Consider the following 12,390-nt stretch of genomic DNA (forward strand, 5'->3'; position numbering starts at 1 on the left):
AACTGACTGTGACAACGAGCGCTGAAGGGGCCGACCAGCAGAGTGAAAAGCTCTTCCGTTACCTAAAGAAGGTTGCTGTAGAGCTCGATGAGGCACGGGCACGGCTGCGGGAATATGAACAGCGCGCGACAGAGCCGATCGCGGTGGTGGGGATCGGGTGCCGGTTTCCGGGCGGGGTGGATACTCCGGACGAGTTGTGGGAGGTCGTATCGGAAGGCCGGGATCTGGTGTCGGAGTTTCCGACGGATCGCGGTTGGGATGTGGAAGGGTTGTATGACCCGGATCCCGACGCGGAGGGCAAGACCTATACGCGGCACGGTGCGTTTCTAGAGGACGCGACCGGCTTTGACGCCGGATTTTTTGGGATCGCCCCCAGCGAAGTGCTGGCGATGGACCCTCAGCAGCGGTTGATCCTGGAGGTTTCCTGGGAGGCGTTGGAGCACGCCGGGATTGACCCGCTGTCGTTGCGGGGGTCGGCGACCGGGGTGTTTACCGGAATCTTCGCGGCGAGCTACGGCAACAGGGACACCGGGGGGTTGCAAGGGTACGGCTTGACCGGCACGTCAATCAGCGTGGCCTCGGGGCGGGTGTCCTATGTGTTGGGGCTGGAGGGTCCGGCGGTGTCGGTGGACACGGCGTGCTCCTCGTCGTTGGTGGCGATCCACTATGCGATGGGGGCGTTGCGGTCGGGGGAGTGTGATCTCGCGTTAGCCGGTGGGGTGACCGTGATGGGGTTGCCGTCGATATTTGTGGGGTTCAGCCGGCAGCGCGGCCTGGCGCCCGATGGGCGGTGTAAGGCGTTTGCCGGGGCGGCCGATGGGACCGGCTGGGGTGAGGGTGCCGGAGTGGTGGTGCTGGAGCGGCTATCGGACGCGCGGCGGTTAGGGCATTCGGTGTTGGCGGTGGTGCGCGGTAGCGCCATCAACCAGGATGGTGCGTCGAACGGCTTGACCGCACCCAGCGGACCTGCCCAGCAGCGGGTGATTCGCGCGGCGTTGGCCAATGCGGGGTTGGCCTCGGCCGATGTGGACGTGGTTGAGGCGCACGGGACGGCCACCACGTTGGGTGACCCCATCGAAGCGCAGGCGCTATTGGCCACCTATGGGCAAGGCCGTCCGTCCGAGCGGCCGCTGTGGTTGGGTTCGATCAAATCGAACATGGGTCATACCCAGGCCGCGGCGGGCGTGGCCGGGGTGATCAAGGTGATTCAGGCGATGCGCCATGAGGTGATGCCGGCGACGCTGCATGTCGATGAGCCGTCCCCGCGGGTGGATTGGGAAAGCGGCGCGGTGTCGTTGCTCACCGAGGCCCGGGACTGGCCGGCGCAGGGGCGTCCGCGCCGCGCGGGGGTGTCCTCGTTTGGGATCAGCGGCACCAACGCGCACGTGATCCTGGAGCAGGCTCCCGTGCCGGCCCCGGTTGAGGTGGGCGAAAGCGTTACCGGCGAATCGGGTGAGTCGGGTTTGTCGGTGTTGCCGTGGGTGATATCGGCGAGATCGGCTGAGGCATTGACGGCGCAGGCGGGTCGATTGTTGGCCCATGTTCAGGCTGACCCGCAACTGGATCCGGTCGATGTTGGGTACTCGTTGGCGCGCCGGTCGGTGTTTGACCACCGGGCGGTGGTGGTGGGTGCCGACCGGCAGGCGTTGCTCACGGGGTTGGCGGGGGTGAGCAACGGTGACCCGGGCGCAGGTGTGGTGATCGGTCAAGCGGGGTCGGTCGACAAGACGGTGGTGGTGTTTCCCGGGCAGGGCTCGCAGCGCCTCGGGATGGGCCGCGAGTTGTATGCCCAGCTGCCCGCGTTTGCTGAGGCATTTGATGCGGTGGCCGACGAGTTGGATCGGCATCTGCGGTTGCCGCTGCGCGAGGTGCTATGGGGTGCTGATAAGGATCTGCTGGATAGCACCGAGTTTGCTCAGCCGGCGCTGTTCGCGGTTGAGGTGGCGTTGTTCGCGGTGTTGCGACGCTGGGGCGTGCAACCGGATTTCGTCATGGGCCATTCGGTGGGGGAGTTGTCCGCGGCGCATGTGGCCGGCGTGTTGACGCTGGCGGATGCGGCGATGCTGGTGGCGGCGCGAGGCCGGTTGATGCAGGCCCTGCCCGCGGGCGGGGCGATGGTCGCGATAGCCGCCGCTGAAGAAGAGGTGTTGCCGTCGCTGGGTGAAGGGGTGGGGATCGCCGCGATCAATGCCCCCAAATCGGTGGTGGTCTCTGGTGCGCGGGTCGCGGTGAGCGCGATTGCGGATCGGTTCGCGGCGCAGGGCCGGCGGACGCATCAGTTGGCGGTTTCGCATGCGTTTCATTCACCGTTGATGGAGCCGATGCTCAAAGAGTTTGCGCAGATCGCGGACCGAGTGCAGACGCGCGAGCCCCAGATTGGGCTGGTTTCGAACGTGACGGGCGAATTGGCCGGCGCCGACACTGATTTCGGATCGGCGCAGTACTGGGTGGAGCATGTTCGCCGGCCGGTGCGTTTTTCCGACAGTATCCGTCACCTGGAGACACTTGGGGCATCGCACTTCGTCGAGGTCGGTCCCGGTAGTGGTTTAACGGGCTCCATCGAGCAGTCGTTATCCCCGGCCGAGGCGGTGGTGGTGTCGATGCTGGGTAAGGACCGTCCGGAGGTCCCCTCGGCGCTGGGTGCGGCCGGTCAGTTGTTTGCCACTGGTGTCGGGGTGGATTGGTCGGCGGTGTTTGCCGGCTCGGGTGGGCGACGGGTGGAGTTGCCCACGTACGCGTTTCAGCGACGGCGTTTTTGGGAGATTCCGGGCGGGGATGGGCCCGCCGATGCGGCCGGCCTGGGTCTGGGTGCGACCGAGCATGCGTTGTTGGGTGCGGTGCTCGAGCGGCCCGATTCTGGTGGCGTGGTGTTGACGGGCCGGTTGTCGCTGTCGGATCAGCCGTGGTTGGCCGACCACGTGGTGAGCGGCGTCGTGCTGTTTCCGGGGGCGGGCTTTGTGGAGCTGGTCATCCGCGCCGGCGATGAGGTTGGGTGCGGGGTCGTCGAAGAGTTGGTGTTGGCTGCGCCGCTGGTGCTGCACCCGGGGGTAGGGGTGCAGGTGCAGGTGGTGGTGGGGGCCGCTGACGAGGCGGGGAGCCGGGCGGTGTCGGTGTATTCCCGGGGCGATCAGTCCGACGGGGACTGGCTGCTGCATGCCATGGGCACGCTGGGAGTCAACGCCCCAGAAGCCAGGGCGGCCTCGACGGACTTGTCGGTGTGGCCGCCCGAGGGCGCGGAGAGCATCGACATCTCGGATGGCTATGAGCGGTTGGCCGCGCGAGGATATGCCTACGGCAAGGCATTTCAGGGGCTGGTGTCGGCATGGAAGCGTGAGTCGGAGCTATTCGCCGAGGTGGTCGCTCCCGTTGAGGCCGGTGTGGTGGTCGACGGGATGGGGATGCACCCGGCCGTGCTGGACGCGGTGCTGCATGCTCTGGGCCTGGCCTTGGAAAACACCGAGGCGGCCACGCAGACGATGTTGCCGTTCTGCTGGCGGGGAGTGTCGCTGCATGCCGGCGGGGCCGGGCGGTTGCGGGCTCGCCTCGCCTCGGCAGGGGCGGATGCGATCTTGGTCGAGGTGGCCGATGCCGAGGGGTTGCCGGTGTTGACTGTCGACGCGCTGGTAACCCGCGCGATGAGCGCCGAGCAGCTGCGCGCGGCGGTGAACGCGGCGGGCCGTGGATCCGAACAGGGACCGCTGGAAGTGGTCTGGTCACCAATACCGTTGAACGATAACAGCATTGATCCATCTGATCAGCCCGCGGTGCTGTCCTGGCAGGAGTTTTGCGACGCAAATGATGCCGCCGGTGCGCGCGTCAACGGTAACGGTGCGTCGGCCGACGATGCTGCTGTGGTGGTCTGGGAGTGCGACGCGGCCCGCGAGGACGTGGTGGGCTCGGCCTATGCGGCCACGCATGCCGCCCTGCAGGTGTTGCAGTCCTGGCTGGGCAGCGATCGGGCGGGCACGCTGGTGGTGCTGACCCACGGTGGCGTGGCGTTGGCCGGTGAGGATGTCAGCGATCTGGGCGCCGCGGCGGTGTGGGGTCTGGTGCGTTCGGCGCAGGCCGAACAACCCGGCCGGATCGTGTTGATCGACACCGACGCGACGGTGGATGTGGCGGCGCTGGCCGGTGTCGGGGAAGCCCAATTGCTGGTGCGCCGTGGTGTCGTGCATAACGCCCGGCTGGCCCCGGCACCGCCGATGCTGGCGTTGCCCGCCGACGCGTCCGCGTGGCGGTTGGCCGCCGGTGGTGGCGGAACCCTGGAGGATTTGGTGCTCCAGCCCTGCCCCGAGGCAAAGGCACCACTGCAGGCCGGCCAGGTGCGGGTGGCAGTGGCGGCGGTCGGGGTGAATTTCCGCGATGTGGTGGCCGCGTTGGGGATGTATCCCGGCCAGGCGCCGGCGCTGGGTGCCGAAGGCGCCGGGACGGTGCTCGAGATCGGTCCGGAAGTGACCGGTGTCGCCGTTGGTGATGCGGTGATGGGATTCCTGGGTGGTGCGGGTCCGCTGGCTGTGGTGGACCAGCAACTGGTTGCCAAGGTGCCGCACGGGTGGTCGTTTGCCCAGGCCGCGGCCGTGCCGGTGGTGTTCTTGACGGCCCTGTTTGGGTTGGCGGATTTGGCCGCGATCAAGGCCGGGGAATCGGTGCTGATCCATGCCGGCACCGGCGGGGTGGGCATGGCGGCGGTGCAGCTGGCTCGACACTGGGGAGTGGAGGTTTTTGTCACCGCCAGCCGCGGTAAGTGGGACACGCTGCGCGCCATGGGGTTTGACGACGACCACATCGGTGATTCCCGCACACTGGACTTCGAGGAGAAGTTCTTGGCGGTCACCGAAGGCCGCGGGGTCGATGTGGTGCTCGACTCGCTGGCCGGTGAGTTCGTGGACGCGTCGCTGCGCTTGCTGGTACGCGGCGGGCGTTTTCTCGAGATGGGCAAGACCGATATCCGCGATGCGCAAAAGATCGCCGCCAACTATCCCGGTGTGTGGTATCGGGCGTTCGACCTGTCCGAGGCCGGCCCGGTACGCATGCAGGAGATGCTGGACGAGGTAAGGGAGCTGTTCGACACCCAGGTGCTGCATCGGCTGCCGGTCACCACGTGGGATGTGCGCTGCGCTCCGGCGGCCTTCCGGTTCATGAGCCAGGCCCGCCATATCGGCAAGGTGGTCTTGACCATGCCTTCGGCGCTAGCCGACGGCCTTGCCGACGGCACCGTGTTGATCACCGGTGCCACGGGGATGGTCGGTGCGGTGCTGGCCCGCCATATGGTCAACGCCTATCGCGTGCGGCATGTGGTGTTGGCCAGTCGGCGCGGCGATCGCGCGGAGGGGGCCGCTGAGCTGGCGGCCGAGTTGATGGACGCGGGCGCCAAGGTGCAGGTGGTGGCTTGCGATGTTGCCGATCGTGATGCGGTAGTGGGGTTGTTTGCCCAGCTGGCGCGGGAGTGGCCGCCGGTGCGCGGGGTGATCCACGCCGCCGGGGTGGTCGACGACGCGGTGATCGCCTCGTTGACAGCGGATCGGGTCGACACGGTGTTGCGGGCCAAGGTGGACGCCGCGTGGAACCTGCACGAGGCCACCCGTGATCTGGATTTGTCGATGTTCGCGCTTTGCTCCTCGATTGCGGCCACGGTGGGCTCCCCGGGGCAGGGCAACTATTCGGCGGCGAACGCGTTTCTGGACGGCTTGGCCGCTCACCGGCAGGCCGCGGGGTTGGCCGGCGTATCGCTGGCGTGGGGGTTGTGGGAACAAACCAGCACCATAACCGCTCATTTGAGTGAGCGTGATCTGGCCCGCATGAGCCGTAGTGGCCTGGCCGGTATGAGCGCCGAGCAGGCGCTGGAATTGTTTGACGCCGCGCTAACCGTCGACCACGCACTGATGGTCGCTACTCGCCTGGACCGGGCCGCCCTCGACGCCCGGGCTCAAGCTGGCGGTTTGCCGGCGTTGTTTAGCGGGCTGGTGCGCCGCACGCGGCGACGCAAAATCGACGACACCGGTGATGCCGCCCAGTCGAAGTCGGCGCTCGCCCAACGCCTACAAGGGCTGACGTCCGACGAGCAGCACGTCCTGCTGGTAGGGATCGTGTGTGCGCAGGCCGCGGCGGTGCTGGGCCGGTCTGCAGCCGAGGACGTCGACTCCGATACGGCATTCCAAGACCTCGGATTCGACTCGCTGACCGCCGTGGAACTACGTAACCGTCTCAAGAACGCCACCGGGCTGACTTTGCCGCCGACCGTGATCTTGGATCACCCGACCCCAACCGCGGTTGCCAGCCACATAGCCCAGCAAATCTCTGAGAGCAACAATCGCGAATCCGATGAAGAAAAGGGGCGGCTTCCCGAACCCGACGAAGATAAAGTGTCGGTGCATTCTTGAAATGGTTAGCCGTTTCGCCGACCTTGACGAGACGGGTATCTGGTTATTCGCCAGCGAACGTCGGACATGCCTACGGTAGCCATGCCGGCCACACGATACGATCATGAACGCCAGCAAGCTCATGATGTTCGGGCCCGAAGCGGACGCGCCGAATCTTTGTTGGCCGGGTTGATCGACGACACGCGGCCGTGCGCTGAGTCCGGTGCTGCCCGCGCTGCGAGCGGTCCGCGTGAACATCATCGAGAGGATGAGCAATGAACGATCGTAAACCGGCGGTGATTTCCGCCCTGCTGATAGCGCTGGGTGCCTGCCTAGCGCTGTGGCTGTCCGGATGCGCCTCAGACAACAGCGAACCCGAGGCACAAATTACGTCCAGCGTGCGGGCCGACCCCGCGCTCGTGGCCGAGATCCAGCAATCGCTGGAGGCGACCAAGGCCTTGACCAGCGTGCACCTGACGGTCCGAACAACCGGAAAGATCGACAGCATGCTCGGTATCACCAGTGCCGACGTCGATGTCCAGGCCAATCCGCTCGCCGCAAAGGGCGTGTGCACCTATCAGGGCCAGGCGGACGTCCCGTTCCGGACCAAGGACGACAACATCTCGGTGAAATTGTTCGAGGACTGGACCAATCTCGGCTCCATCTCCGAGCTGTCCACCTCACGCGTTATCGACCCAACCAATGGTGTCGGGAAGATACTGTCGGGCATCACCAACCTGCAATCGCAAGGTAGCGAAGTGATCGACGGAGTTCCCACCAACAAGATCACCGGCACGCTCCCGACGGAGACAGTCAAGATGTTGGATCCCGCCGCCCGACGGCCGAGGCCGGCGACCGTGTGGGTTGCTACGGATGGTTCGCATCACCTGGTTCGGGCAAGCATTGATCTCGGGTCCGGGACGATCGAGCTCACGCTGTCCAAGTGGAACCAACCCGTGAACGTCGGTTAGCGGCGCAGCGGGGCGTCGTTTCAATCCTTCGTTGCGGGCGACTCGGCGACGGCCGGTTGCCCAGTCCGGTCTCTCGCCGTCAATGCCGGGATGCACACGCGTGCCGTCGCGGTCAACGCGCCCAGCCCGATCACGAGAACGGTGCCGAGCTGACTAAGAGCGCTGAAGGAACCTCCCGAAACCAACAGCAACCCGCCGCCAAATACCGCGCCGAGCGCCGCGATCGGCGCAACGGCGCCCCGGACGGACACGGTGCCCGCGGAGCGTGTCCCGTCGGTGGCGTCGGTGGCGAGAACAGTGGCGATGAGATAGGGGACGCCGAACGCGGCCAGAAGGGCGAACGAGACCAGCGGCACCGCGGCCTGCAGCTCGCTGTCCAGTAGGTGTTGCCAGAGCATCACCGAGACCCCCAGCGCGGCCAGGTACGAGGCCAGCACCCCGAGGCCGACCGTGACCCCGATGAGGGCGCGGCGCCACACGCCGACCAGGGTCACCGCCGCGAGCATGGTGACGGCCAGCAGCACGACATCGTGGGTGAGGGCAGCGCGCACTGCGGTGGCTACTTGCGCGGCCCCGTTCACCGTGATCTGGGCGTCGACGAGGCTTCCATACTTCATCGCCTTGCCCGCCGCGATTTCGAGCTGTTGGGTGCGTGCCGCGGCATCCAGGTCTTGGTTGTCCCCGTGCGAATAGACGAACAGGCGGGTCGCCGTGCCGTCTGAAGAGAACATCGATTCCCGCACGTGGCGGTAGGACGGATCCGCCAGGTCCTTCCTGGATAGGTGGAAGCCGCCCTCGCCGGTATCAGCGAAATCGGCACTGAGATTCTTTAGCATCGCCGACGCTTGCGCCACTTGCGGCATGACGTCCTGGATGGTCGTTTCCATTTGGGGTACGAAGGAGCGCACCTGCTCCAGTGCCGACCGCATTTGCGCCACCAGGCGCGGTGCCGAGTTCAAGGCGTTCATTGTTTGCGCCGATATCGCGGAGATGCGGCTGGCGCCATTGGACAGCTCGTTCATGCCGGCGACCACTACGTCGTAGGGCTCCATGACCTTGCGCATGGCCGCGCACAGTTCGTTGTTGGGACAGTTTGTGAAGCCGACGATCCAGTTGCGGATCGTATCCAGGTATCCCGAAACCTCAGCGGTCTTGTTCTTGAGGTTCTGCGCGGCGGCGAGCATCGGGTCGAGGTATCGCTGGGCTTGGTGCGCCCCGGCCACACTCACGTTGACGGTGCTTTCCAGTTGGTCGACCGCGCCGCCCATCTGATCGACTATGGACTTCATGGACTTGATCGCATTCACTACCGGAAAGAACGACCCGGCTTGCTGATTCAGCTGATCCGCGAGCCTGCCCGCAGCGGAGGTTAGCGAGGCGTCGGTCCATGGGATACCGGCCGGCCATGCCGCCGACTCCACCTTGCGCACACCGGGAATCTCCATCAGCCGATGGCTGATCTGGTCGATGGCGATGAGCCCCGCCGGGTCGAGAAGATCCCGGGTGGATTTGACCACCACCACATCGGGTAGCTGATCCCCGGGAAGGAACCGTGCGCTGCTTACCCTGGCCAGGTTTTCGGCAACGCCGCTGCGCATCCCGATGACGGGTAGCGCGCAGATCGCCAGCACCACCGCGGTGACGACAACCGGACTGAGGAAGCTGGGTATCGGCAGCCGGCGGGCCCACGCGGCACCGCCGGTTCGCGGCGATGACCGCACCCAAGGCCCCGCGAGCCCGGTCAAGGCAGGCAAGAGCGTCAACGAAGCTATAAGTGCGACAACGACACCCAGTGCGGCGGTGCCAACGCTGTGCAGCGCCGGGGTTTGGGCTAGCAGCAGCGGGCCGGTGAGCAGCGCGACGCACGCCCCGGGCAGCGCCAATGCGGGCAGCATGTCGCGGTATGCGTGCCGGTCTGGGGCCGAATCGGTTCCCTCCGGCCTGACCCGCGCAACCAGCATGGTGGATGCCGTGATCGTGCCGATTGTCAGGACCGCGGCCAGGGTGCCGGAGAACACCGCAAAGGCCGATGCCTTGCCCGCATCGTGTCCCCCCACCAGCGCGACGACCGGCCACGCCACCGCACGCGACAGCCCGGCGGTCAGCAGCGCGATCCCCACGGAAATCGCGGAGTGCCCCGCCCTCAGCAGCAACGCGACGGCGATCAGCGCCGCGGCAATCACGATCGCCGCGCCCTGCCACGCGGACATATGCAGGGGCATGCCGGTGGTGGTGGCCGGGGCAATGATGCGGATGCGCAGCCCTGAACTCGGCGGTAGCTTGCCCACCACCGATCGGGCAGCATCGAGGGATTCTTGGGCCCGGGCGCTCCCCGCCTCGCCGCGCAGCCACACCATGGCACTACCGGACCGGCCGTCGGCGCTGGTTGCCAGCGCGGCGGTGAGGGGATCGGACGACCAGTCGAGGACGGATCCCACGTGGTCGGAGTCGGCGCGCAGGGCGCTGACGGCAGCGTCAAAGTATTGCTCGTCGGCCGGCTCCAGTGTGTCGCTGCCCTCCACCACCAGGTAGGCGATGGCGTTGGTACCGGTGTCTGGGAACGCCTGCGCAATCCGGCCGTTGGCGGCCGTGGTTGTGGCGTGCCGGGGCAGCAGCGCCGAGGCTGAACTCGGCTCGCTCGCCTTCGCATGCGCCAGCGCGAGAATCACGTTTGCAGTCACCGCTACCGCAGCCCAGACGGCCACGACAAGGAGCTTGGCGAGCCGAGATGGCCCGTCGGCTGACACATCCGCGATCGTAGCGACACCGTCGTCCGCGGACGACGTTTTCAAACGGCCGTACCAAATCCGCGTAAGCCGGCGGACCGGATTAAGCGTCCAAGCGGGCAAACTGATCTTGCCGATACTGCTCGACACACGCCGCTCGCCTGACCTTGCCGCTGGTGGTAATCGGGATCGAGCCAGGTGCTACCAGAACCAGATCTGCGACGCTGAGACCATGCGAACTCGATAAAGCCGACGTGACTTCACGTTTAATGACGCCCAGCGCGTCCATCGCATCCTGGTCTGAGTCGCCGCGTTTCTTGAGTTCGATAATGGCGACCAGCTTTTCGGTGCGATCACTGGCAACCGATATCGCCGCGCAGCGCCCCCGAGTGATCTCTTGGATCGTCGCCTCGATGTCGTCGGGGGAGTGGTTACGCCCATACACGATCAAGAGATCTTTGATTCGGCCGATGATGAACACTTCGCCGCCGGTGACAAAGCCCGAGTCTCCGGTTCTTAGCCAAGGGCCTTCGGGTGTGCCCGCTGACGGGCTGACAATCTTCGCGCCGAAAGTGCGCTCAGTCTCTTCGGGCTTTTGCCAATAGCCGGAAGCGACATTGTCGCCGTGCACCCAAATCTCACCGACCGTTCCCTCGGGGCGCTCGGTACCGGTCTCGGGATCGACGATCCGCAGGATCGGTGATTGCGGCAAAACGTAGCCGACCAACTGTGTGCCGTCTCCGCTGTCGCACGGCTTCGCTTCGCCGTCGGACAATTTGTCAGCCTCGAAATCGACGAACTTTGGTGGATGACCAGGTCTGCTGGTGGCCACGTACACCGTCGCTTCTGCGAGCCCATACGAGGGGCGGATCACCTTCTCCTGCAGATTGAAGCGAGCAAAGCGGTCGGCGAAGCGCTTAATCGTCGCGGGGTGTACCCGCTCGCTACCGCTGAGGATGGTGAGCACGTTGCCGAGATCATGCCCGGCCATGTCGTCGTCCGAGACCCTTTTTGTCGCCAGTTCGAAGGCGAAATTCGGCGCTGCCGAAAATGGGTAAACATTGCTCGCCAGCATGTGCAACCACCGAGCCGGACGCGCCAAGAACGAGACCGGGCTGGTGAGCACCGAGGGATATCCCCCCAGAATTGGTGCACAAACTCCCAGCACCAAACCCATGTCGTGATAAAACGGCAGCCAGGAAACAATCGTTGCACCTGGCGGGGGGATTCCATCGGAATCCGCAAAATAGCCAGACATCAGTTGTTCGAAGTTGGTACGAAGGTTCTGATGGGACATCACCACGCCAGCCGGGGTGCGGGTCGACCCGGAGGTGTATTGCAAATACGCGATTGACGGGTAGCTCTCGTCTCCGGCGCTGGATCCGTTGGAAGAATCCAGATCTAGCAAATCAATCTCGACGACTGAAGGTGTGGATTCACCGGGCTGCGCCTTAACATGCTGAACGACATCGTCTACGACTGACGATGTCGTGAGAATGGCGGTTGGTGACGCATCGCGGAACACCGAATCAACACGTTCATCGAGGGCCCCGCCCTGGGGAACCGAGAGCGGAACCGCGACAATTCCGGCCTGCAAAGCCCCAAGAAAAGCCGCGATGTAGTCGAGTCCCTGAGGAGCCAATATCACCGCGCGATCACCCGTTGCAGCGCAAAGCTTCAGCTCTCGGGCAACGTTAAGCGTTCGCCGATACAGCTGCGACCACGTCAGGGTTTCTGCAACGCCGGCCCAGTCCTGTTCATAGTCGATATACGTGAACGCTGGGTCATTTGGCTGCAAACGGGCACACGCGCGCAGCGCAGCGGGCAGGGAACGCACACTCATGGGCGATCACATTACCGGGCCAGCCTGCGTCTCAACTGAGAGTGGGCCCGCACTGGGTGTGATCGAAGTCATATTTCGCCAGCTCGACAGTTGTTTGATGAGGCAGTTCTGCCAACGGCGCGACGCTAGCGAAACAACTGCTCCCGCATGATTCAGGTGGCCCAAGACGCATGGCGCGGTGCGGGTTGCCGCGCTCCGCGCTGTGGCCGGCGGCCGATCCCCCCGGGGCAGTGATCTGCGCGACCTCGGCATTGGTTGTCGGCGGCGCACTGTGCCCTCTAGCTGGTGATGTCAGCAGGACGTCGGCGCGATGCACGGCAGCATCGGCATCGGGCGAGCCGGCGCCGACACCGGGTGGCTGTCGATGTAGCGGTAGCGGCGAGTCCGGGTGGAGCAGGTGATCCCCGCTATAAAATCCATTGGAGCGCAATGAATTCCATATCCACCGACCCATCCACCGATGTTCCGTTGTTGGGCTCGCAGCGGTCTGC

4 protein-coding genes are annotated in these 12,390 nt (G+C 65.4%); 2 read left to right on the forward strand and 2 right to left on the reverse strand.

Features of this window, described 5'->3' with window-relative positions:
• Positions 1-8 precede the first annotated feature (8 nt).
• Positions 9-6,380, forward strand: a complete 6,372-nt coding sequence (locus AADZ55_RS07500; protein ID WP_119184978.1) for a type I polyketide synthase — start codon at positions 9-11, stop codon at positions 6,378-6,380.
• Positions 6,381-6,634: 254 nt separating this feature from the next.
• Complete coding sequence (locus AADZ55_RS07505) at positions 6,635-7,330, forward strand: LppX_LprAFG lipoprotein (protein WP_085325416.1); 696 nt, start codon at positions 6,635-6,637, stop codon at positions 7,328-7,330.
• Positions 7,331-7,350: 20 nt separating this feature from the next.
• On the opposite strand, the gene AADZ55_RS07510 is transcribed toward AADZ55_RS07505, so the two are convergent.
• Complete coding sequence (locus tag AADZ55_RS07510; protein ID WP_278248612.1) at positions 7,351-10,077, reverse strand: MMPL family transporter; 2,727 nt, start codon at positions 10,075-10,077, stop codon at positions 7,351-7,353.
• Between the two features lie 82 nt (positions 10,078-10,159).
• Complete coding sequence (gene fadD28 / locus AADZ55_RS07515) at positions 10,160-11,899, reverse strand: fatty-acid--AMP ligase FAAL28/FadD28 (protein ID WP_085325414.1); 1,740 nt, start codon at positions 11,897-11,899, stop codon at positions 10,160-10,162.
• Positions 11,900-12,390 lie beyond the last annotated feature (491 nt).

The sequence above is a fragment of the Mycobacterium decipiens genome, assembly GCF_963853665.1.
Lineage (GTDB): Bacteria > Actinomycetota > Actinomycetes > Mycobacteriales > Mycobacteriaceae > Mycobacterium > Mycobacterium decipiens.